Consider the following 22,329-nt stretch of genomic DNA (forward strand, 5'->3'; position numbering starts at 1 on the left):
CCGGCGAGGCCCTCAGCGCCAGAACGGGATGCGCCACGGGAGGTCGTCGTCGCCCGTGGCGTTGCCGTCGAGCTTCCGCTGCGATTCGGGCTGGTCGATCTCTAGCAGGAAGGGCCCGGTGCGTTTAGCCCGCAGGTCGATCATCACCTGGAAGCCGCGGCGATCGTGCCGCGCATCCTCGCTCCACCACCACAGGGCATCGACAGGGCGTCCGTCCAGTCGGATAGGCTGCGTGGCGGCGAGGCAGTCGAGCACGGCGCGGCTTTTCGCGAAATCGGCCCGCCAATCGCTGCGTTCTTTTGGCGCGCAGCGCGTCAGCGCAGCGTCGTGCCACTCCGATACGTAGGGAATCCAGAGCTTCGCGTAGGGGCTGGTGAGCACGTCGCTGGGGAGCGACGGCGCATGCTGCAGGTCGCCCGCACGCTGGCGGTCGAGGTAGTGCGCGGCGCGCAGCGTGCCGGCATCGCCGCCGTGCAAGCCCGGGAAATCGCCGTCGAGCAGACCGCCGATGCCGCGGTTCTGCAGCACCGGCACCAGCAGTGCCACCAGGATGACGCTGGTCACGATGGCCGCGATGGCGAACTGGGCCCGCCAGCCCCGCTTCACCCCGGCCACGCGGTAGGTGGCCATGGTCGTGCCGAGGTTGCGGTCCGCCGTGAATCCCGCCAGCGCATACCCCCGCAGGACCGGCATCACCCAGCGCGGTGCCGCTCGGCCGTGTTTGCCAGCATGGTTGTCGACCATCGTGGCCAGCATCAACGGCACGATCCACAGGGCCAGGAAGGCGAAATTGATGGGGACAAGGTGCTTGTCGAGCCCAAGGCCCTTCGCGAAGGCATACGCCAGCAGGAACAGCGCGCCGAGGGTCAGGGTGAGCCCCGTCATCATCTTGGCCAGCCCCAGGGCCGCACCGAACACCAGCGTGGCGGCGTCGTCGAGCGCTGCGATCCGCTGGGGCAGGGCATCGAGGGCCTCGCCGAGCAGGGCGCGCTGCGCCGGCCCGAGGTTCTCGTTCTCCCGCAGCCGGCCTTCCGGATCCACCGATCGCAGCCCGACCAGCGACACCCAGGCGGCGCGCAGCAGCAGATGCACGAGGAAGCCGAGCGCGAGCCCGAGCACGGCGCCCTGCACGTACAAGCCCAGCGGGCTGACGATGCCCCCCAGGTCGCTCGGCAGTCGTTCGAACAGCCAGAAGACAGCGACGTTGAGTTCGGCGTAGGCCTGGAACAGCGCGAAGACGGTCGCGCCGGAGAGCAGGGTCTCCATCTCCCAGGTCGGGGTGGTGCGCTGGGGCAGCGTGTCGCCGGTGTCGCTGGCTGCGGGCGTAGGGGTCTGGGTCATGGGCCGGGGGTTCCGAATTCGTTGGAACGCTGCCACGCCGCGTCGCTCCGGGCAATCACACCTGCTGAGCGTTCAAGCCTCGGGAAGGCGGCGCGCGTCGCTTTCCGGCCACGGGAATTCCATGTGCGCCGCGGTGGTGCGCGCGAGCGCCTCGCCGAAATCGGCTTCGATGAGCTTCAGCGCGAGGTCGATGCCGGCGCTGATGCCCGCGGAGCTGGCGACGCGCCCATCGATCACCCAGTGCCGTTCGCGCTGCACCTGCACCGACGGCCAGTCCCGCGCCATCCAGTCGAGGCTCTTCCAGTGCGTGGTGGCCCGCACGCCGTCGAGTTGCCCGGTTTCCGCGAGCAGCAGGCTGCCCGTGCACACCGACGCCAACCGGCGCGGCTGCGGCGCGGCCCGGCGAAGCCAAGCGAGGAAGGCGGCGTCCTGCAGCAGCGGGCGGACGCCGTAGCCGCCGGGCACGAGGAGCGTGTCGAGCGAGGCCGGGTCGAGTTCGGCGATCGTCGTGTCGGGTTGCACCTTCAGCCCGCCGCGGCAATGCACGAGGCCGGGCCGCACCCCGGCGACGATCACCTCGTACGGCGACGCGGTTTCACGCCGCGTGGCTTCGTCGAGGCGCAGCGCCGAGAACACCTCGAAGGGGCCGGCGAAGTCGAGCACTTCGACCTCGTCGAACACCACGATGGCGACGCGGCGCCGTTCCATGCGGCTCAGCCCTTGCGCGCCGCGATGAAGCGGTCGAGCTTCGCCTCCAGCACCGAGAGCGGCAGCGAGCCGTCCTCCAGCACTTCGGCGTGGAAGGCCTTGATGTCGAAGCGGTCGCCCAGCGCTTCTTCCGCACGGGCGCGCAGCTCGAGGATCTTCAGCTCACCGATCTTGTAGGCCAGGGCTTGGCCCGGGATGGCGATGTAGCGCTCGGCTTCGGAGACGGCCTCGGTGTCGGTCGTCGCCGAGTTCGCCTTCATGTAGGCGATGACCTGTTCGCGCGTCCAGGCCTTGCTGTGCAGGCCGGTGTCGACGACGAGGCGGATGGCGCGCCAGATCTCGGCCTGCAAGCGACCGAAGTACTGCTGCGGCGTGTCGTAGGCGCCGAGCTCCTTGCCGAGCGACTCGGCGTACAGGCCCCAGCCCTCGGCGAAGGCCGTTTCGCCACCGAAGCGGCGGAACATCGGCAGGTCGGTGAGCTCCTGCTGCAGCGCGATCTGGAAGTGGTGGCCGGGCACGGCTTCATGCAGGTACAGCGCGTCGCGATCCCAGTTCTTGCGGCTCGGAAGGTCGTACGTGTTCACGTAGAACACGCCCGGGCGCGTGCCGTCCTGGCTCGGGCCCTGGTAGCTGCCGCCGGCTGCCGAGGCGGCGCGGAAGGCTTCCACCGGACGGATCTCGAAGCCGGCCTTCGGGACCAGCGAGAACATGTCTTTGGCACGCAGATCGATGCGCTCGCGCAGCGAGTTGTAGTCGGCGAGCAGCGCCTCTTCGGTCGGGTACTCGTACTCCTTCGCCGTCGTCATGTGCACGAAGAAGTCCTGCAGGCTGCCTTCGAAGCCCATCTGCTTCATCACGTCGTGCATCTCGCCCTGGATGCGCGCCACTTCGGCGAGCCCGATGTCGTGGATCTGCGCCGGCGTGAGGTCGGTCGTCGTCTGCACCTTGGCGAGGTAGGCGTACCAGGCCTCGCCGTCCGGCAGCGCGGAAATGGCGACGGTCTCGCGGGTCTTCGGCAGGTACTCGTCGGCCACGAAGCGGCGCAGCTCGCGGTAGGCCGGCATCAGCTCGTCGGCGATCAGCGCGCGGTAGGCGGCGGTCAGGCGCTCCTTCTCCGCGGCGGGCATGTCGGCGGGCAGGTTGGCGATCGGGCGCCAGAACAGCGTGTCCTCGGGCTTGTCCTTGATCAGCGCGTCGAGCTGCGGGATCACTTTCTGCATCAGCACGCGCGGCTGCACCACGCCGCTGGCCATGCCTTCGCGCATGTTGCCCTGCATGGTGGTGAACAGCACCGGCAGGCGCGAGGCGCGCTTCAGCCAGTTGTCGTAGTCCTGCACGGTCTTGAACGGCTGGGCGTTCGTGCCCGAGCCGAGCTGGGCGAACAGGGCTGCGACGTTGCGGAACTGGTCGAGCGGCTGCTGCCAGCTCGGGAAGCGCTCGCCCTCGATCTCGAGCTTGAGGTCGCGCAGCAGGATCTCGGCGCTGAGGCGGCGCTGCGGCGACAGCGCGTCGAGGTCGAGGGCTTCCACGCGGGCCAGCCAGGCCTTGTTGAAGGCCGAGGCTTCGGCGCGGCTCTCCGCACTGAAGAGGTCGGGCAACTGGTCGTTGTAGCGGGCGTCGCCGACGAAGGTGGCGCGCAGCGGCGAGAGCTTCAGCGAAGCTTCCCAGTACTCGGCGAACAGCGCGTCAGCAGCGGCATCGGCGGGCTGCACAGCCTCGCTGGCCGTCGTGGTCGCCGGTGCCGCGGACGTCGCCTGCGCGTGGGAAACGGCGGGCAAGCCGACGGCGAGGCTGATCGCCAGGGCAAGGGTGAGCGGGCGCAAAGGCATGGCGGGGAACTCCGGCAGCGGTCGACACGGAAGGTCGGGGAATGCCGAGCTTCCGCCGACGTGAGGACGGCCGCATGGGCCTGAGGTCACGGTGCGGCGGGAGGAAGCGCGCCCTCGAGCCGCAGGGCCCGGTCGAGGCGCGCCCGGGCCTCGGCATTCCACGGGCCAGCGTGTTCGAAGCGCCATCGCGCTCGTTCGTTGCGCAGCACGACCGCGGGCAGCGTGGAGCGCGTGAGGTCGGCAGGCAGGACGGCGGCGCGTGGCACGCGTAGGCGGGCGGCCCAGTCGTCGAGCGCCGCCGCGTCCGCCACCGGCCCCGCGCCCTCGCGGGTGAGCAGGTGCACCACGCGAAGTCCGCCGGGCAATGTGGAGCGAAGCGCCTTCCACTCCTCGATGCAGGTGCTGCACGACGGTGCGCCGTAGACCACGAGGAAGGGCTGGCCCCGCATGGGCGAGAAGTCCGGTTCGCCGCGCAGGCCTGGGGGCTCGTCGCCGTGCACCCACCACGCCAAGGCCAACACCAGCCCGACGCCGACGAAGAAACCGGCGTTCAGGGTGAGGGTGCGCTGGCGCGGCTTGGGCCGTTCACCGGTGCGCGAGGCGCGCATGGTTCAGCCCTGCGCGGCGGCCATCCGCAGCTGCTCGGCGCGTTCGCGACCGAGCCACGCGGTGAAGGCGCGGCGCGCGAGGTAGATCAGCGGGATCAGCGCGATCGCCGCCGCCAGCTTGTAGCCGTAGTTCACCGTGCCCACCGCCAGCCACAGCGAGGTCGGCCAGGCCTGCGGGCCGATCACGAAGGCGATGTACAGCACGATGAAGCTGTCGATGAGCTGCGAGATGGCCGTCGAACCGGTGGCGCGCAGCCACACCCAGCGCTCGCCGGTCAGCCGGCGGATGCGCACGAAGATCGCGATGTCGATGAACTGGCCGATGAGGAAGGCCACGGTCGAGCCGAGGATCGACCACAGCCCCTGCCCGAAGATCGCCGCGAAGGCGGCCTGCTGGTCCGGCACCCCCTGCGCACTCGCGGCGCCCACCCACCAGCCGGCCGGCACCAGCGCGATGGCCGCATAGGCGAACAGGAAGCCGTAGACGATCAGGCCCACCGACAGCAGGCTGATGAAGCGCACGCCGCGCCGGCCGTAGAACTCGTTGACGAGGTCGGTGAGCACGAAGATCAGCGGCCACACCAGCACGCCGGCGGTGAACGAAAGCGAGCCGCTCTGCCCGAACAGCGACCACTCGAACGGCGCGAGGCCCAGCGTGTCCTCGAGTGCGAAGATATTGATGCCGATGAAGTTCGCCAGCACCGCGTTCACCGCGAAGAACGCGGCAAGCACCAGGAAAAGCCGCGTCGCGCGGTCGTCGAGCAGGGTCACGGGCGCGGCCCTTCGAAGGGCACTTCCTTCGGAGCCACGGCACCGCCGGAAATGATGAAGGCCATCGCCTCGTCGAAGGTCCACTGCGTCGGCGTCAGGCGGTCGACCGGCACGATCTCGAGGTAGCCCGAGGTCGGGTTCGGCGTGGTCGGCACGTACACGGCCGCGAGTTCGCGGCCGGTGCCTTCCTCGCGCAGCGTGCGGGTGACGAAGCCGACGGCCTTCATGTCGCGATGCGGGAAATCGATCAGCACGACGCGCTGGGCACCGCCCCCCGGCGGGTGCTGTAGCAGGTCAAGCAGTTTGCGTGCACTGGAGTAGATGACGTTCACCAGCGGCACGCGGGCGATCAGGCCTTCCGTCCAGCGCAGCAGGGTCTGGCCGACGACTCGGCGGGTGAGGGCGCCGACGCCGAGGATGATCACCAAGGTGCCGACGAGGGCCACCACCGGCAGCACCCACGGGTGTACGGCCCAGCCGAACATCTCGGGCTGCGCGCCGGCAAGGCCGTTGAGCAGGGGGCCCACCCACGGCCGCGAGAGGTCGGAGAGCAGGGTGAACAGCAGGCTGATGACGAACCACGCCAGCCAGAGCGGCAGCAGGGTCAGGAGGCCGGTGAGGAACCAGGTGCGGAGATTGCGCATGCCGCCATCGTAGCGGGCTCAGCGTGGACGGCGGGGCGAAGCGTCGAGCAATTCATCCAGCGAGACCTCGCGCACGAGGCGGAAGCCGAGGTCGTCCTGCCCGCGTTCGTCGGACACCGCCTGCGTCGCACCGGCACGGGCCTGCGCGGCATTGGTGCGCCAGCCAGCGCCGGCCGTCTGACGGCCGGCCGCCAGCCATTCACGGGCGTTGCCACCGATGTCCACGAGTCCCAGCGACGAGGCCTTGCCATCGCCCACGGGCACCGTGCCCTCGCGGCGGTCGCAATTCAGTCGGGTGCCGGCGCAATCGCCCGCGGCGCCCTGGCTCAACTGGCTCCATTCACCGGCCGTCGGCAGGCGATAGCGCACGCCATCGCGCTGGCCGCGCCATTGCGCGTAGGCGTCGGCGTCGGCGGCGGTGACGCACACCGCCGGGTCGCGCGTCGTCTGGGCGAAACCGGGATCACTCCAGGTGCGGCGCTCGAGGAAGCCGCCGCGGCAGCGCGACACCGGTCGGCCGGTGGCCTGCACGAAGGCGAGGAAATCGCCGCGCGTCACTTCGGTTTCCATCGCCGCGAGGCCCGGCCGTGCCTCGCTCGGCGCGGTGACCAGACGCATCGCCGGCCCACCGCCTTCGAGGCGGGCGCCCGGCCGCGGCAGCAGCGCCACGCGGGCGGTGCGGATGGCGTCGGCGAAGCGCGCCTCGTCGAGGCCGTAGATGGCGATCTCGTCGGTGGCGCGCTTCAGTTCCCGCGCACTGCGGCGGGAGGCGGCGTTGGCCAGGCGGCGTTCCACGGCGGTGGCCCGCGCGTCGACCAGCGTCGTCCAGGACTCGCTGTCCTTCAGCTCGGCCTGCTCGACGTAGCGCTGGGCGCGCTGCCACAGCGCGACCGCGTTGGCGTTGTCGTCGTCGTCGAGGGCCTTGTCGATCTGCGCGCCGAAAGCGGCGATGAGCGCGGCCTCCAGCCGTGGCAGGGCGGGGTCGCGAGGGGCCAGGGCGCGTGCCGCCAGCAGGGATTCGATGGCGTTGTCGCCGGCCGGCGTGGACAGGCGCAGCCGCGCGATCTGCCGCTGCGCGGCGGCGAGTTCACGGGCCGCCGGCACGCGCGGGTCGTAGGGCAGGGCCTGCGAGACGAAGGCAGCTGAAGCCGTCGGCGTCGGCGCGTTGTCGGCGCGATCCGCAGGCGTCGCTTCGGCCAGAGGGGCGGTGGGCGGCATTGCGGCGTCGGCGCCCGCCGGGGCGGGTGCGGCCCCCGCGGCGATCGCGACGGAGCCGATCGGGTCGTCGACCACGGTCGGTGCGCTGCCATCGATGGTGAGGAAATCCGTTGCCTGATCGCGTGAGGCCATCCACCAGGCCGCACCTGCCGCGATCACCAGCGCCGCGGCACCCACGCCCAACCAGCGTCCGGCGGGCCGCAAGGTGGAAGGGCTTTCGCCGTTGGTGCGGCCCGGGGGCGTCGCTGCTGGTTCGGGCGTCGCGTCGCCGCCGGGGCCGAGCCGATGCCGGCGCTCGAGTTCGTCGAGCGCGCTGAGCATCTGCTCGGCATTGCGGAAGCGTTGTTCCTTCGTCTTCGCCATCGCCAGCGAGATGAAGGGCTGCCAATGCCGGCGGTTGCTCGGCAGGGGCGGGATCGGGTCGTGGGCGTGCATCACCGCCAATGCGAGGGCGTCATTGGCCTGGAACGGCAGATGGCCGGTGACCATCTCGTAGGCCAGCACGCCAACGGCATACAGGTCGGCGCGGCCATCGACGTTGTCGCCACGGGCCTGTTCGGGCGCCATGTAGGCCGCGCTGCCGACCGCGAAACCCACATTGGTGATGCGCGTCGAGCTGCGGAACGGCAGGGCGATGCCGAAATCCGCCAGCACCGGGCGATCGGCGTTGTCGAACAGGACGTTCTCGGCCTTGACGTCGCGGTGCACGATGCCGCGCGTATGCGCATAGCCCAGCGCCGACAGCAGCGAGCGCAGCACGGCGATGATCCGCGGCTCGTCGTTGCGCAGGTCGCGCTGGCCGAGATGCCCCTTCGACAGGTAAGGCATCACGTAGTACATCAGCCCCTGCGGCGAGCGGCCGACTTCGTAGATGCCGACGATGCAGGGGTGTTCCAGTTTCGCGATCGTCCGCGCTTCCTGCTCGAAGCGCTGCTTGCTGATCTCGTCGCGGAGGATGTCCGGCGCGGTGATCTTGATCGCGACCTGGCGGTCGAGCGATTCCTGCACCGCGAGGTAGACGAAGCTCATCCCGCCCTTGCCGATGCGCCGCATCACCCGGTAGCCGGGGATGTCCGGCATCATCGAGGTCAGCAGGGCCGACAACTCCTCCGGCGACATCTCCTCGTCGGGCGACGGCGTGAAGCGCAGGATGGCCATGCAGGTCGGGCGGGGGGGTATGGGCCGCCAGCTTCGCGTGTCGTCCAGGGCCTGTCCAGCAAAGAAACCGCCCTGATCCGCGTCGATCAGGGCCTTGGGGCGGTGGTGCCGTGCTGGCTGTGAACCCCGTCACGTTCCGCGGCGGCCTCGCGGCGCACCCGCGGCTTCAGGCGCACGTAGACCTGCTTGCGCACCCGCGCGACCACGTCGCCTTGGGCATCGACCACCGGGCAGTCCATCCAGCGCAGCACCTTGCCGCCGCCGGCCGCCTCGGCACGCAGTTCGTCGAGCACGGCGTCCGTGAGGTCGAAGCGGCAGCGCACGGTGCCGCGGCCGGGCTTCACGAACTCGATTTCGCCGGCCTTGTCCCAGACGACGTAGTCCTCGCCCAGCGCGCGCAGGGTGAGGATCATCCAGAACGGGTCGGTCATCGCGAACAGCGAGCCACCGAAGTGGGTGCCGACGTAGTTGCGGTTCCAGGGCCGCATCCGCAGCTCAACTTCGGCGCTGCGCCAGTCGGCACCGAGGTGGGTGACGTGGATGCCCGACAGCAGGAACGGCGGCCAGACGTTGAAGAAGTGACGGAGCAGGCGGGGTGACATGGCGGCAGGACACCGGCAACGGGTGCCGGATCATGCCATACGCAGGCGTACGGTGGGGCTCAGAACAGCACGGTGGCCATCTTCCGCCGGTAGGTGCCGACCAGGTCCTCGTCGTCCACCACGCGGAACGCATCGATCAGCGCCTTCTTCGGCAGGCCGTCTTCGTGGGCCCGGTTGCGCTTGAGCATCTCGAGGAACTGCACGAGGCCGGCTTCCGAATCACCCTCGACGATGCAGCGCGCGCCAAGCAGATGGCGGGCGCGCAGGTCGTCGGGGTTCGCGGCGATGGCCTGCTCCAGCACCACGGCCGGCGGTGCGTCCTTCAGCAGGGCAGCGAAACCCAGCCGCGCGCGGGCCTTCACGGCCCGGTCGTCGGTGGCGAGGTTCGCGGGCAGGGCGTCGAGCAGGGTTTCCGCCTCGGCGGCGGCGCCGACTTTCAGCAGGGCCAGCACGAGGTCGAGCTTCAGCGCACCGTCGTCGGGGGCTTCGGCCACGGCGTGGCGCAGGCGGATCACCTCGGCTTCCGGGTCGACCGGCGGGGCCTCGGCCGCGGCCGCCTCGGCCACGGGTTCGGCCGGCGTGATGCCGTGCTGGGCGAGGAACTGCTTGAGTTGCCCTTCCGGCAGCGCCCCCGGGAAGCCGTCGACGATCTGGCCGCCCTTCAGGAGCATCACCGTCGGCACGGAGCGGATCTGGAAATAGCCGGCGAGCTGCTGCTCCTTGTCCACATCGACCTTCGCCAGCAGGAAGGCGCCGTGGTACTCGGCGGCCAGCTTCTCGAGGATGGGGCCGAGCGTCTTGCAGGGGCCGCACCACGTGGCCCAGAAGTCGACGAGGACCGGCACCTCCTTCGACTTCAGCAGCACCTCGGCCTCGAAGCGCTCCAGCGTCACGTCGAACACGTGCGGCGACGCGGCGTCGGCGGTGGGGGTGGAGGCGGGCGGCGTGCCGAAGGCGTCGAGGCGGATCATCCAAGTCTCACGAGTGGAAGGCGCAAGGCGCCGATGCCCCCACGGATGGGGGCGGGAGCACCGGCTTGCAAGGCGGTCAGTTGGCGAGCGGCTTCACGACCTGGCCGCCCTTCATCACGAAGTCGACCTTGCGGGTCAGGCTGATGTCGGCCAGCGGATTCCCCGGGACGGCGACGATGTCGGCGTGGAAGCCCGGCGCGATCTGGCCGAGGTCGGTGGCACCGAGCACGGTGGCGGCGTTCACGGTCGCGGCCTGCAGGGCCACGTTGGCCGGCATGCCGCCCTCCACCATGAACTCGAACTCGCGGGCGTTGTCGCCGTGCGGGCTGACGCCGGCGTCGGTGCCGAAGGCGATGGGCACGCCCGCGGCATACGCGCGGCGGAACGTCGCCATGATCTGCGTGCCGACGGCGCGCGCCTTCGGACGGATGATCTCCGGGTAGAAGCCGTCGATCTCGGCCTTCTCGCCGACGAAGCGGCCGGCGGAGAGCGTCGGCACCCACCACGTGCCCTTCTCCTTCATCAGCCGCATGGTGGCGTCGCTCATGAAGGTGCCGTGTTCGATGCTGGTGACGCCGCCCTCGATGGCACGGCGCATGCCGACATCGCCGTGCGCGTGGGCCGCCACCGTGTAGCCGTAGTCCTTCGCCGTGTCGACGATGGCGCGGATCTCTTCCACCGTGAACTGCGGGGCGTCGGCGCTGCGGGCGTAGCTCAGCACGCCGCCGGTCGCGGTGATCTTGATGGTGTCGCTGCCTTCCTTGTAGCGCTGGCGCACGGCCTGGCGGGCCGCGTCGACGCCGTTGATCACGCCATCGGTCGGGCCGGGCGGGCCCATCAGCGTGGACAGGGTGTTGTTCAGGCCGTTCGTCGGGTCGGCGTGGCCGCCAGTGGTCGCGATCGACTTGCCCGCGGCATAGATGCGCGGGCCCGGGATCGTGCCGGCATTGATGGCATCACGCAGGTGCGGGGCGATCTCGCCGCCCAGGTCGCGGACGCTGGTGAAGCCGGCTTCGACCGTGCGGCGCGTATAGAGCGTGGCGCGCAGGGCGAAGTCGACGTCATCGAGGCGGAAGCCTTCCGAATAGCTGTTCGGATTGGATTCCTGGCCGACGTGCACGTGCAGGTCGATCCAGCCCGGTGAGCAGGTGTGGCCGCCGAGGTCGATGGTCGTGGCGCCTTCCACCGCCACCTTGCCCGGCTGGAGTGCCGTGATGCGGCCGGCATCGACCACGATGGTCTGGGCGCCGATCAGGCGGCCGGCCTTGGCGTCGAAGACGTCGCCGCACTGCAGAGCGGTGGGCGCGGCCTGCAGGGGCAGGGCGAACAGCATGGCGGTGGCCAGCAGGCCGGGGCGAAGCGACATCGGCACTCTCCTTGGACGCCGGTGGGACGTTCACCGCGGGCCCCGGCACAGCCCATGGCGCGACGCCCGACTCTACGGCCTGCGCAGCCGCTGCGGTACTCTTGGCGGCTTGCCGAATTCCGGGCAGCCCGTCGCGGGCGCCCCCGCCGAGAGCCCATGCACGCCGAATCCACCGCCCCGAACGACACCGCCGAGACCGGTTTCCAGCCCAAGGCCCTCGAGGCTGCCGCCCAGCAGTGCTGGGACGCCGCCAAAGCCTTCGAGGTCGTCGAAGACCCGTCCAAGCCCAAGTACTACGCGCTGTGCATGCTGCCGTACCCCTCGGGCGCGCTGCACATGGGCCACGTGCGCAACTACACGATCGGCGACGTGATCAGCCGCTTCAAGCGCATGCAGGGCTTCAACGTGCTGCAGCCGATGGGTTGGGACGCCTTCGGCCTGCCGGCCGAGAACGCCGCGATCAAGAACAACACCGCGCCGGCGAAGTGGACCTACGAGAACATCGGGAAGATGCGCAACCAGCTGAAGTCGCTGGGCTACGCCTACGACTGGTCGCGTGAGGTCACCACCTGCACGCCGGAGTACTACCGTTGGGAGCAGCAGTTCTTCACCCGCCTGTATGCCAAGGGCCTCGTCTACCGCAAGAACAGCGTGGTGAACTGGGACCCGATCGACCAGACGGTGCTCGCCAACGAGCAGGTGGTCGACGGCCGCGGCTGGCGCTCCGGCGCGCTGGTGGAAAAGCGCGAGATCCCGCAGTGGTTCCTGAAGATCACCGATTACGCGCAGGAGCTGCTGGACGGCCTTGACGCGCTGCCGGGCTGGCCGGAATCGGTCAAGACCATGCAGCGCAACTGGATCGGTCGCTCGGAAGGCTTGGAGATCAGCTTCGCGGTTGAAGGCGAGCGTGATCCGATGGTGGTGTTCACCACCCGCCCAGACACGCTGATGGGCGTGACCTACGTGGCCGTCGCCGCCGAGCATGCGCTGGCGGCGAAAGCGGCGGCGATGAACCCCGAGGTCGCGGCCTTCGTGGCCGGTTGCAAGCAGGGCGGCGTGTCCGAGGCCGAGCTGGAGACGCAGGAGAAGCGCGGCATCGCCACCGGCCTGTTCGCCATCCACCCGATCAGCGGCGCGAAAGTGCCGGTGTGGATCGCCAACTTCGTGCTGATGGGTTACGGCACCGGTGCCGTCATGGCCGTGCCCGGCCACGACGAGCGCGACTTCGAATTCGCCACCAAGTACGGCCTGCCGATCACGCAGGTCATCGCGGTGGACGGCGAAAGCTACGACGCCACCCGCTGGCAGGACTGGTACGGCGACAAGACGGCGCCGAGCCTGCGCACGGTGAACTCCGGCGCGATGGACGGCCTGGGCTACAAGGCCGCCTTCGACAAGGCCGCCGCGCTGCTGGGCGACAAGGCCACCCGCCGCGTGAACTACCGCCTGCGCGACTGGGGCGTTTCCCGCCAGCGCTACTGGGGTTGCCCGATCCCGATGCTCTACGACGCCGAGGGCAACGCCCACGCGGTGCCGGAAGAGCAGCTGCCGGTCGTGCTGCCGGAAGACGTGCGCTTCGAGGGCGTCGCCTCGCCGATCAAGTCGAACCCGGCGTGGCGCCAGCACACCGATGCGAACGGCCAGCGCTTCGAGCGCGAGACCGACACTTTCGACACCTTCATGGAGTCGAGTTGGTACTACGCGCGCTACTGCTGCCCGGGTGCCACCGACATGTTGGACGACCGCGCCAAGTACTGGCTGCCGGTCGACCAGTACATCGGCGGCATCGAGCACGCCGTGATGCACCTGATGTACTTCCGCTTCTTCCACAAGCTGCTGCGCGATGCGGGCTACGTGGACAGCGACGAGCCGGCGACGAATCTCCTTTGCCAAGGCATGGTGATCGCCGAGACCTTCTATCGCGAGAACGCCGACGGTTCGAAGGATTGGCACAACCCTGCCGATGTCGACGTCGAGCGCGACGAGCGCGGTCGCGTGGTGGCCGCCAAGCTGCGCGCCGACGGCCAGCCGGTGATCATCGGCGGCACCGAGAAAATGTCGAAGTCGAAGAACAACGGCGTCGACCCGCAGGTGATGGTCGACCGCTACGGCGCCGATACCGTGCGCCTGTTCTCGATGTTCGCCGCGCCGCCGGAGCAGTCGCTGGACTGGAACGAGTCGGGCGTGGAGGGCATGGCGCGCTTCCTGCGCCGCCTGTGGAACCAGGTGCAGAAGCACGTTGACGCGGGTGTGGCACCGAAGCTCGATGCCGCTGCGCTGTCGCCCGCGGGCAAGGCGATCCGCCGCCAGCTGCACGAAACGATCCAGAAGGTGACGGACGACTACGCCCGCCGCTACAGCTTCAACACCGCCATCGCCGCGGTGATGGAGCTGCTGAACGCGCTGTCGAAGTTTGATGAGGCCGGCGACGCCTCCCGCGCGCTGCGGCAGGAGGCCTTCGAGGCCGTCACCCTGCTGCTCAACCCGATCACCCCGCACACCAGCCACGCGCTGTGGCAGGTGCTGGGCCACCCGGAAACGGTGCTGGAGACGCTGCCGTTCCCGGCCGTCGACCCGGCGGCGCTGGTGCGCGACTCGCTGACGCTGGCGGTGCAGGTCAACGGCAAGCTGCGCGGCACCATCGAGGTGCCGGCCGCCGCCGACAAGGCCGCCATCGAGGCGATGGCGCTGGCCGAGCCGAACGTGGTGAAGTTCATCGAAGGCCAGGCGGTGAAGAAGGTGATCATCGTCCCGGGCAAGATCGTCAACATCGTCGTCGGATGACCCCCATGCGCGCTCGCTTCCTCGTTCCCGCCCTCGTCGCCGCGCTCGCATTGGGTTGCGGCTTCGCCCCGCGCGGCGCGCTGAAGGTGCCCGAGGGCTTCGGCGCCATCGCGGTGACCGCGGCCGATCCCTACAGCCCGCTGGCCGACGAACTGCGCCGCTCGCTGCAGCGCGCGGGCGCGAACACCACGGCCTCGGCCGAGGGCGCGGCGCGCCTCGCGATCACCAGCGAGAGCTGGGAGACGCGCCCGATCTCGGTCGACGCCTTCGTCGCCGTGCGCGAGGTCGAGACCCGCTACCGCGTCACCTTCGACCTCGTCGACGCCGCCGGCGGCAAGCGTCTCGACCAGCAGACGGTCGAGCTGACGCGCGACTACGTCTACGAAGCCGCCGAGGCCTTCGGCAACCCGGGCGAGCAGGAGATCGTGCAGCAGGAGCTCCGCCGCGACATGCAGGCGGCGATCCTCCGTCGTGTCGACCTCGCCCTGCGCGCCGACTGATGGCGGAGATCCGCCCCGACGCCTTCATGAAGCGGGTGGCGGCGGAGGCGCTGCCGTCCGTGATCCTGATCGCCGGGGACGAGCCGCTGGTGGTGCAGGAATGCGCCGACGCCGTGCGCGAGAAGGCCAAGGCCGAAGGCTACGGCGAGCGCGAGGTGCTGGATGCCGAGGGCAACTTCGACTGGAACCGGCTCACGCAGGGCCTCGCCTCGCTCAGCCTGTTCGCGCAGCGCCGCCTCTTCGACCTGCGCCTGCCCAGCGGCAAGCCCGGCAAGGACGGCAGCGAGGCGATCCGCGATTACTGCGCGAACCCGCCGCCCGACACCGTGCTGCTGATCACCGCGCAGGACTGGAGCCGGCAGCACGCGGGCAAGTGGAGCGAAGCGATCACCGCGACGGGCCACATGGTGCCGGTGTGGCCACTGAAGGCGCACGAGCTGCCCGAATGGCTGGCCACGCGCCTGCGTCGCAAGGGCCTCGCCGCCACGCCCGAAGCGCTGGCGCGCCTCGTCGAACGCGTCGAAGGCAACTTGCTGGCCGCCGCGCAGGAGATCGACAAGCTCGCCCTGCTGCTCGACAAGGGCGCCGGCCCGATCGACGTCGAGACGCTCGAGCGCCTCGTCGCCGAAGCCTCGCGTTACGACGTCTTCAAGCTGGTCGACGCCGCGCTGGCCGGCGAAGCCGCCCGCGTGCCGCGCATCCTCGCCGCGCTGCGCGGCGAGGGCGAACAGGTGGCCGGCCTGCTGGGCTGGACGCTCGGCGAGATCACCAAGATCGCCGGTTTCGCGGCGGTGAAGGCCCGTGGCGGCAACGTCATGGCCGAGATGCGCGCGGCGAAGCTCTGGGAATCGAAGATGGCGCAGTACACCCGTGCGCTGGAGCGGCATCCGCCCTCGTCCTGGGAGCGTTTCGCGATCGCCGTCGGCGAGGTCGAACGCATGGCCAAGGGTCGGGCCAGCGGCGATGCGTGGCGCGCTCTGGAGCGCCTGCTGCTGGCGGTCGCGCGGCCGCGCGCGGCGATGACCCTGCTGGCGAAGTGAGCGGCCGGGAGCGCGCCGGATGAGGCCTGCCACCGCTGTTCCCCTGCATCTGCTGTACGGCGGCACCTTCGACCCGATCCATCTCGGCCACTTGGCGGTGGCGCGCGCCGCACTGGCCACCACCGGGGCGGCGCACCTCGATTTCCTGCCGGCCGCGGACCCGCCGCACCGCGGCCCACCGGGCGCTGCGTTCGCCGATCGGCTCGACCTCCTTCGCGCCGCGCTGGCCGGCGAGCCGCCGCCGACCGTCGGCACCTGGGCCATCGATCCCCGCGAGGGGGCGCGCCAAGGCCCCAGCTACACCGTCCACACCTTGCGGGAGTGGCGGCAGGAGCAGGGCGAGGCCCGCCCGCTGGGCTTCGTCCTCGGCGCCGATGCCTTCCTCGGCCTGACCAGCTGGCACGAGTGGCGGTCGCTGTTCGGCTTGGCCCACCTGCTGGTGGCGCGCCGCCCCGGCTGCGCCCTCGAAGGCCTCCCGCCAGCGCTGCGCGAGGCGCTGGACGGCCGCTGGGCCACCGAACCGGCCGATTTCCACACGGCACCGGCCGGGCGCGTCGCGGTGCTCGACCTGCCCCTTCAGCCGGAAAGCGCCACCGCCGTGCGCGAGGCCGTGGCCGGCCGACGGCCGCCCTTCGGCCTGCCTGCGGGCGTGGCGGCGGTGATCGCCGCCCGGGGCCTGTACCGCGATCCAGCGCCGGGTTGAGGCGGGAGGGTCGGGGGTATACTCCGTGCCATCCCACACAGGACCGCCCCGTTGTCGCATCCGCAGCACGTCATCAAGCCGCAGCCGCCGAACCCCCTGCCGGCCCCCGCCGACCTCCTGAAGCTCGCCACCGCGGCGCTCGAGGAGATCAAGGCCAAGGACCTCGTCGAGATCGACGTGCGCGGCAAGACTTCGGTCTGCGACTACATGCTGATCGCCTCGGGCACCTCGACCCGCCACGTGAAGTCGCTGGCCGACGAAGTGGTGAAGGCCTCGAAGCACGCCGGCTACCAGCCGCTGGGCGTCGAAGGCGAGCGCGAAGCCGAGTGGGTGCTGGTCGACCTCGGTGATGTCGTGGTCCACGTGATGCTGCCGCGCGTGCGCGAGTTCTACGCGCTGGAGCGCCTGTGGACGGTCGGCGACCAGCCGCCGGAAGCCTGATCGCCTGAAAGCGAAGCTGATCGCCGTCGGTGAACGGCCGCCCTGCTGGGTGGCCGAGGGCTACGCCGACTACACCAAGCGGCTCTCTCGCGAGCTCCCGCTGGAGCTCGTCGAGGTGGCACCCGGAATGCGCGGCAAAGGCCGCGACGCCGCCCGTGCGATGCATGACGAAGGCGAGCGTGTGCTCGCTGCGCTGCCGAAGAACGCCTGGGTCGTCGCCCTCGATGGCCGCGGCAAGCCCTACACCTCCGAGCAGCTCGCCGAACGCCTCGCGGCGTGGCGCCAGCAGGGCCGCGATCTCGCCTTCCTGATCGGTGGGCCGGAAGGCCATGCGCCCGACGTCTGGGCGCGCGCCGACGAACGTTGGGCCTTTGGCCCGATGACGCTGCCGCACATGCTGGTGCGCCTGCTGGTGGCCGAGCAGCTCTACCGGGCCTGCTCGATCCTCGGCAACCACCCCTACCACCGCGCCTAGGCCGAGCGCTCCTCGCGGGGCACGGGCGTGAGGCGGGGGCGGAGGTTCTGCCACTGAAGGCGGCCTTCGCCGACGAGTTCCGCGATGCGCTTGCCCGGATGGCCGCCGAGCGCGGCGTCGCCCATGTGCGGGCCCGCGGTGAGGCCCACCCAGGTGTTCCTTCCACTGGCTTTGGCCTGGTACAGCGCGGCGTCGGCGAGCTCCAGCGCGTGCGCCCAGTCGGACTGTGCGGTGGCGCCGAGCGGATGCCGGGTCCAGCCGACGGAGAAGGTCAGTGTCAGCGGGCGCTCGGTGCCGAGGTCGAAGTTGAGGCTGTGACCGTCGTTGAGCAGCCGGGTCATGCGTGCGGCGACCGCGTCCTCGCGCAGGCCGCCGAAAACGATGATGAATTCCTCGCCGCCCCAGCGCGCGAGCAGGTCGCCTTCGCGCGTCGCCCGGCGAAGGAAGCCGGCGAAATCACGCAGCACCGTGTCGCCGGCGGCGTGCCCGTAGTCGTCGTTGACGTGCTTGAAGTGGTCGATGTCCACCAGCGCCAGAACCACGCCTTCCGGGTATCGCGCAAGCATCGCCGGCATCTGCTGGAACACCGCGCGCCGGTTCGGCAGGCCGGTGAGCGCGTCGGTCTGGCTTTCGACGGCCAGCACGGCGTTCGCCTGCTCGAGGCGTTCGTTCGCGCGCTGCCATTGCGCCGTGCGCTCATCGACGAGGGTCTGCAGGTGCGCCATCCGGGAACGCTGCCGGCGCTGGCCCAGCATCACGCCGCCCACCAGCAGCAAAAGGCCGGCCACGACGGCGAGCACGCGCAGCTCCGGCCGCTCCGACCAGCGTGGCTCGACGCGCAGGTCGAGCGGGTTGCCGGCCTGCACGGATTTGCCGAATTCGTCGCGCGCGCGCACCTGGAACCGGAAGTCGCCCGGGGGCAGGTTGGTGTAGAACGCGCTGCGCCGGTCGCCGGCATCGACCCAGTCACGGTCATAGCCGTCGAGGCGGTAGTCGAAACGCATGGCGCGCGGGCTGCGGAAGTTCAGCGCGGTGAAGTCGAAGCGCAGGTCGCGCAGCTCGCCGTCGAGCACCAGCGGGCCGGCATCCGCGGGGTGGCGGCGGTCGCCGACGGTGGCGGCTTCGACGTGCACCAGCGGCTCGGTACTGCCGCTGCCAATGGCGTCGAGGTCGACACGAAGCACGCCGGAGATCGAGGGCAGCCAGAGCTGGCCGCCGACGAGCAGGGCGCGCGAGCGGGCGCCGCCGTTGCAGCAGCGGGCCCGCTGGCCGCTCTGGTTGCGCCCGGCCATCGACAGCACCCACGAGGCCCCCACGTCGGCGCCATGCGCGGCATCGGCATTGGTCGTCGTCGGGTCAGGCAGGCGGGACAGCGGCACGCGGTACAGGCCTTCGATCGAACTCACGTACAGATGGTCGTCGTGGGTCCGAAGCGTCCACGCATTCATCGTGGGCAGGCCTTCATCGAGGGTGATCGCCCGCTCGCCGGCCACGAGGGTCAAGCCGGAATCGAGCGTTCCCGCCACCAGCAGGCCGTTCGGCAGCCGCAGCAGGCTGCTCACCATCCGGCCGCGCAGCGTGCGTGCCCAGTCCGGAACGCTCACCTGGGCGCCATCGACGTAGCGCAGGCCGTCCTCGGTGCCGACCAGCACGCGCTGGCCGTCGATCGGCAGCAGCGAGCGGATGCGCAGCGCCGACCCCTCGAAGGCGCCCTCGCCGACGGGGCGCAGGCCGTCGTCCGGCGTCGAGCGGTACAGGCCGTTGGACGTGCCCACCCAGACGGCCTCCGCCGTCGGGGCGATCACGTTGACCTGCGTGCCTTCCAGGGCCTCGGCGCCGCGCGGGACGCTCAGCTGGCCGTTCGAGCGCTCGCGCAGGCCGCCGCGGGTGCCGATCCACAGCCGCTCCGCGTCGAGTCGCGCGAGCTCGTAGACCGCGGGTTCCGGCAGCGCGCTGCCGGCGACCAGCGTCTCGATGCGCCCGTCGCGCCAGTGGGACAGCCCCGAATTCGTGCCAACCAGGACGCCGCCCCGTCCGTCGTCCTCCAAGGCCCAGACGAAGGGGTCGACGAGGCCGTCGGCTTCGGTCAGGCGTGTGACGAGGCCGTCCCAGGCGCGGAACAGGCTTTCCGTCTGGCTGCCCAGCCACAGGTTCCCCTCGCGGTCTTCGAAGCAGGTGTTCACCCAGGGATTGCGGACGAACTGCGCGTCCTCGATGGCGTCGAGCTCACCGTTCGAGCGGAGCCGGTAGAGGCGCGGCGCCGTGCTGATCCAGAGGCTGCCGCCGCTGTCGGTGCACAGCGTCTCGATCGGCTGGCGGGCGAGCTCCGGAAGCGGCGCGAACGGCGCCGGCGGTCGGTCGCCGTCCTGCAGCCAGAGCCCGCGCGGCGTCGCGATCCACAGCCTGGGGCCGTCAGCTAGGAGGTGGGTGATGCGCAGGTCCTCGCCGCCGGGCAGGGTGATGCTGCGGGTCTGTTCACCCTCGCGGCGCAACAGGCGGCCGCGCGCGCCGATCCAGAGCACCGGGCCGTCGGACACCAGCGCTCCGATGTCCAGACCTTCGAGGCCGGCGGGCACGAGCGTCCCGTCCTCCTGCTCGTAGAGGCCGCGCGCCGTGCCGAAGAGCATCCGCCCCACCGGCCATTCGGTGATGGCCTGAACCGCCACGCCGGTGCCCGCGGCGGCAACGCGCGTCACGCGGTCGCGGCGCAGGCGCAGGGCCCCCGCGCGGTTGGCGAACCAGACATCGCCGTCGCGCGAGCGGTAGCTGGATTCCGCCATCGACGTGTCGATGCCGCCCGTGCGGCGGCGATCGAAGGGTTCGAAGCGCACGCCGTCGAAGCGCGCGATCGACGACTGCGTGCCGACCCACACGTAGCCATCGCCGTCCTGCGCGAGGCTCTGCACGGCCACCTGGGGCAGGCCGTCGGCGACGGTCCAGTTGTCGATGGCGAAGTCGCTGAAGCGACGATCCTCGCTCAGGGCCAGCGCGGCGCTGCTGACGCACAGCAGCGCTGCGCCCATCCAGAGGGCGAAGCGGGTGCGTCGGCGTTGGGGGGGCTGCCGTTCCATGGAGTAAGGCTAGCGTGCCTGCGGCCTGAACGGGCGGCTATGCTTGGGGCATGCTTTATCTCGCGTCCCAATCGCCGCGTCGTCGTGCGCTGTTGCAGCAGCTCGGCGTCGAGCCCGGCCTCCTCGATGTCGATGTGCCGGAGGTCCGCCAGCCCGGCGAGCCGGCCCTCGACTACGTCAACCGCGTCGCCCGCGAGAAGGCGGGTGCCGGCCTGCTCGCCGTGGCCGCGGTTCCCGGGGCGCGGGTTCTGGCCGCCGACACCGAGGTGATCCTCGACGACGAGGTCTTCGGCAAGCCCGCTGATGCCGCGGACGCGGCGCGCATGCTCCGCAGGCTCTCGGGGCGGACCCATGCCGTGGCCACGGTGGTCTGGCTGCTCCATGCCGGCGGCGAGGCCTCGGCCACGTCGTTGTCGGACGTGACCTTTGCCGCGCTGGACGAGCCGACCCTCGAGGCCTACCTCGCCAGCGGCGAATGGCAGGGAAAGGCCGGGGCCTACGCCATCCAGGGCCGTGCGGCCGCCTTCATCGCCCATCTTTCCGGCAGCTACACCGGCGTGATGGGCCTGCCCCTGTTCGAGACGGCCGCGCTGTTGCGCCGCCACGGAGTGACGATTTGAGCGCCGAGATCCTGATCAACGTCACGCCGCGCGAGACGCGCGTGGCGCTCGCCGAGCAGGGCATGCTGCAGGAGCTGCACATCGAGCGCAGTTTGCGCCGGGGCGTGGTCGGCAACCTCTACAAGGGCCGCGTGCAGCGGGTGATGCCGGGCATGCAGGCCGCCTTCGTGGAGCTCGGCCTCGAGCGCGCCGCCTTCCTGCACGCCTCCGACATCGTCCGCGTCCCGCAGGTGCAGCCCTCCGAGAGCGAGGAGCTGGGGCCGCCGGCGCCGCCGCCGTCGATCACCTCGCTGGTGCACGAGGGCCAGGAGATCGTCGTGCAGGTGGTGAAGGACCCGATCGGCAGCAAGGGCGCCCGCCTCACCACCCAGGTCAGCATCCCGTCGCGTTACCTCGTGCTGCTGCCCTATTCGAAGGTGATTGGCGTCTCCGCGCGCATCGAGGACGACACCGAGCGCGCGCGGCTGAAGGGGCTGGTAACCGAACTGGCCGAAGGCAGCGGCATGGGCTTCATCGTCCGCACCAATGCCGAGGGGCTGGATCGCGATGCGCTGGAGGCCGACGTGGCCTACCTGCGGCTGGCCTGGCAACTCATTCGCGAGGCCAGCGCCAGCACACCGGTGGGCGCCCGCATCTACGAGGACCTGTCGCTGCCCATGCGCGCCCTGCGCGACATGATGAGTACGCAGATCGACCGGGTGCTGGTGGATTCCCGCGAGACGCATGAACGGCTGCTGCGCTTCGCCGGGCAGTTCATGCCCGATTTGGCCGGGCGGATCGAGCATTACGCTGGCGAGAGGCCGCTGTTCGACCTGAACGGCGTGGAGGACGAGATCTCCCGCGCGCTGCAGAAGGAAGTGCCGCTGAAATCGGGCGGTTACCTCGTGGTCGACCAGACCGAGGCGATGACCACGGTGGACGTCAACACCGGGTCCTTCCTCGGCCAGCGCAACCTCGAGGAAACCGCCTTCCGCACCAACCTCGAAGCCGCGCAGGCGGTGGCGAGGCAGCTCCGGCTGCGCAACCTCGGCGGAATCATCATCATCGACTTCATCGACATGCACGACGCCGACCATCGCCGCCAGGTGCTTCGCACGCTGGAGAAGGCCTTGGCGCGCGACCATGCGAAGACGACGGTGTACGACTTCTCGCCGCTCGGCCTCGTGGAGATGACGCGCAAGCGCACGACCGAGAGTCTCGAGCACCAGCTTTGCGAGACCTGCCCGACCTGCAGCGGGCGCGGCATGCTGAAGTCGCCGGAGACGTTGAGCTACGAAATCTTCCGCGAGGTCACGCGCGCCGTGCGTCAGTTCGAGGCCGAGCGCCTGCTGGTGATCGCCGCGCCGAATGTCGTCGCGCGCATCACCGACGAGGAGTCGGTCGCCGTCGCCGAACTCGAGGAATTCCTCGGCAAGACCATCCGCTTCCAGCCCGACGAGCAATACGGGCAGGAACAGTACGACGTCGTCCTGCTGTGAG

At 70.5% G+C, this 22,329-nt stretch carries 19 protein-coding genes; 8 read left to right on the top strand and 11 right to left on the bottom strand.

Annotation, left to right across the window (positions count from 1 at the left end):
• Positions 1 to 12: 12 nt before the first annotated feature.
• From O9255_RS10680 to O9255_RS10725, 10 genes are all read right to left on the bottom strand, one after another.
• Positions 13 to 1,341 (bottom strand): hypothetical protein, encoded by a 1,329-nt coding sequence (locus tag O9255_RS10680; protein ID WP_297866842.1) that lies wholly within the window; start codon positions 1,339 to 1,341, stop codon positions 13 to 15.
• 72 nt (positions 1,342 to 1,413) lie between these two features.
• Positions 1,414 to 2,049 carry a DJ-1/PfpI family protein gene (locus tag O9255_RS10685; RefSeq protein WP_297866843.1) on the bottom strand — a complete coding sequence of 212 codons (636 nt, stop codon included), beginning with the start codon at positions 2,047 to 2,049 and terminating at the stop codon, positions 1,414 to 1,416.
• Between the two features lie 5 nt (positions 2,050 to 2,054).
• On the bottom strand, positions 2,055 to 3,878 hold the full coding sequence (locus O9255_RS10690; RefSeq protein WP_297866844.1) for a DUF885 family protein: 1,824 nt from the start codon (positions 3,876 to 3,878) through the stop codon (positions 2,055 to 2,057).
• An 86-nt stretch (positions 3,879 to 3,964) separates the two neighbouring features.
• Positions 3,965 to 4,486 carry a hypothetical protein gene (locus O9255_RS10695; RefSeq protein ID WP_297866845.1) on the bottom strand — a complete coding sequence of 174 codons (522 nt, stop codon included), beginning with the start codon at positions 4,484 to 4,486 and terminating at the stop codon, positions 3,965 to 3,967.
• Positions 4,487 to 4,489: 3 nt separating this feature from the next.
• Positions 4,490 to 5,257, bottom strand: coding sequence for a queuosine precursor transporter (locus O9255_RS10700; protein ID WP_297866846.1), 768 nt, complete (start codon positions 5,255 to 5,257; stop codon positions 4,490 to 4,492).
• Entirely contained in the window at positions 5,254 to 5,901 is a 648-nt protein-coding gene (locus tag O9255_RS10705; protein ID WP_297866847.1) for a DUF502 domain-containing protein, read from the bottom strand. Before O9255_RS10705 ends, O9255_RS10700 begins: the two co-directional genes overlap by 4 nt.
• Positions 5,902 to 5,919: 18 nt before the next feature.
• Positions 5,920 to 8,277 carry a bifunctional serine/threonine-protein kinase/formylglycine-generating enzyme family protein gene (locus tag O9255_RS10710; protein ID WP_297866848.1) on the bottom strand — a complete coding sequence of 786 codons (2,358 nt, stop codon included), beginning with the start codon at positions 8,275 to 8,277 and terminating at the stop codon, positions 5,920 to 5,922.
• 86 nt (positions 8,278 to 8,363) lie between these two features.
• Positions 8,364 to 8,879 (bottom strand): DUF4442 domain-containing protein, encoded by a 516-nt coding sequence (locus O9255_RS10715; protein ID WP_297866849.1) that lies wholly within the window; start codon positions 8,877 to 8,879, stop codon positions 8,364 to 8,366.
• Between the two features lie 59 nt (positions 8,880 to 8,938).
• A complete protein-coding gene (trxA, locus tag O9255_RS10720) occupies positions 8,939 to 9,850 on the bottom strand; it encodes a thioredoxin (RefSeq protein WP_297866850.1) in 912 nt (303 codons plus the stop codon).
• 76 nt (positions 9,851 to 9,926) lie between these two features.
• Positions 9,927 to 11,216 carry an amidohydrolase family protein gene (locus O9255_RS10725; RefSeq protein ID WP_297866851.1) on the bottom strand — a complete coding sequence of 430 codons (1,290 nt, stop codon included), beginning with the start codon at positions 11,214 to 11,216 and terminating at the stop codon, positions 9,927 to 9,929.
• A gap of 156 nt (positions 11,217 to 11,372) precedes the next feature.
• Between O9255_RS10725 and leuS the strand changes: the two genes are divergently transcribed.
• The 6 genes from leuS to rlmH all read left to right on the top strand — a co-directional run bounded on the left by leuS (position 11,373) and on the right by rlmH (position 17,159).
• Entirely contained in the window at positions 11,373 to 14,000 is a 2,628-nt protein-coding gene (gene leuS, locus O9255_RS10730) for a leucine--tRNA ligase (protein ID WP_297866852.1), read from the top strand.
• 5 nt (positions 14,001 to 14,005) lie between these two features.
• Positions 14,006 to 14,500: an LPS assembly lipoprotein LptE gene (gene lptE / locus O9255_RS10735; RefSeq protein ID WP_297866853.1), complete on the top strand. Its 495-nt coding sequence runs from the start codon at positions 14,006 to 14,008 to the stop codon at positions 14,498 to 14,500.
• Positions 14,500 to 15,540, top strand: a complete 1,041-nt coding sequence (holA, locus tag O9255_RS10740) for a DNA polymerase III subunit delta (protein ID WP_297866854.1) — start codon at positions 14,500 to 14,502, stop codon at positions 15,538 to 15,540. The genes lptE and holA overlap by 1 nt, the downstream gene beginning before the upstream one ends.
• Before the next feature lie 19 nt (positions 15,541 to 15,559).
• The gene (nadD, locus tag O9255_RS10745) at positions 15,560 to 16,243 is read left to right on the top strand and encodes a nicotinate-nucleotide adenylyltransferase (protein ID WP_297866855.1); all 684 of its coding nucleotides are present in this window, start codon (positions 15,560 to 15,562) and stop codon (positions 16,241 to 16,243) included.
• 96 nt (positions 16,244 to 16,339) lie between these two features.
• Entirely contained in the window at positions 16,340 to 16,684 is a 345-nt protein-coding gene (rsfS, locus tag O9255_RS10750) for a ribosome silencing factor (protein ID WP_297866968.1), read from the top strand.
• A gap of 4 nt (positions 16,685 to 16,688) precedes the next feature.
• Complete coding sequence (gene rlmH / locus O9255_RS10755; protein WP_297866969.1) at positions 16,689 to 17,159, top strand: 23S rRNA (pseudouridine(1915)-N(3))-methyltransferase RlmH; 471 nt, start codon at positions 16,689 to 16,691, stop codon at positions 17,157 to 17,159.
• On the opposite strand, the gene O9255_RS10760 is transcribed toward rlmH, so the two are convergent.
• Positions 17,156 to 20,230: a ligand-binding sensor domain-containing diguanylate cyclase gene (locus tag O9255_RS10760; RefSeq protein WP_297866856.1), complete on the bottom strand. Its 3,075-nt coding sequence runs from the start codon at positions 20,228 to 20,230 to the stop codon at positions 17,156 to 17,158. The genes rlmH and O9255_RS10760 overlap by 4 nt on opposite strands.
• A 50-nt stretch (positions 20,231 to 20,280) precedes the next feature.
• Here O9255_RS10760 and O9255_RS10765 point away from each other — a divergent pair, with 50 nt between their 5' ends.
• A complete protein-coding gene (locus O9255_RS10765) occupies positions 20,281 to 20,850 on the top strand; it encodes a Maf family protein (protein ID WP_297866857.1) in 570 nt (189 codons plus the stop codon).
• Complete coding sequence (rng, locus tag O9255_RS10770) at positions 20,847 to 22,328, top strand: ribonuclease G (protein WP_297866858.1); 1,482 nt, start codon at positions 20,847 to 20,849, stop codon at positions 22,326 to 22,328. Before O9255_RS10765 ends, rng begins: the two co-directional genes overlap by 4 nt.
• Position 22,329 lies beyond the last annotated feature (1 nt).

It is taken from the genome of Silanimonas sp. (assembly GCF_027530345.1).
Lineage (GTDB): Bacteria > Pseudomonadota > Gammaproteobacteria > Xanthomonadales > Xanthomonadaceae > Silanimonas.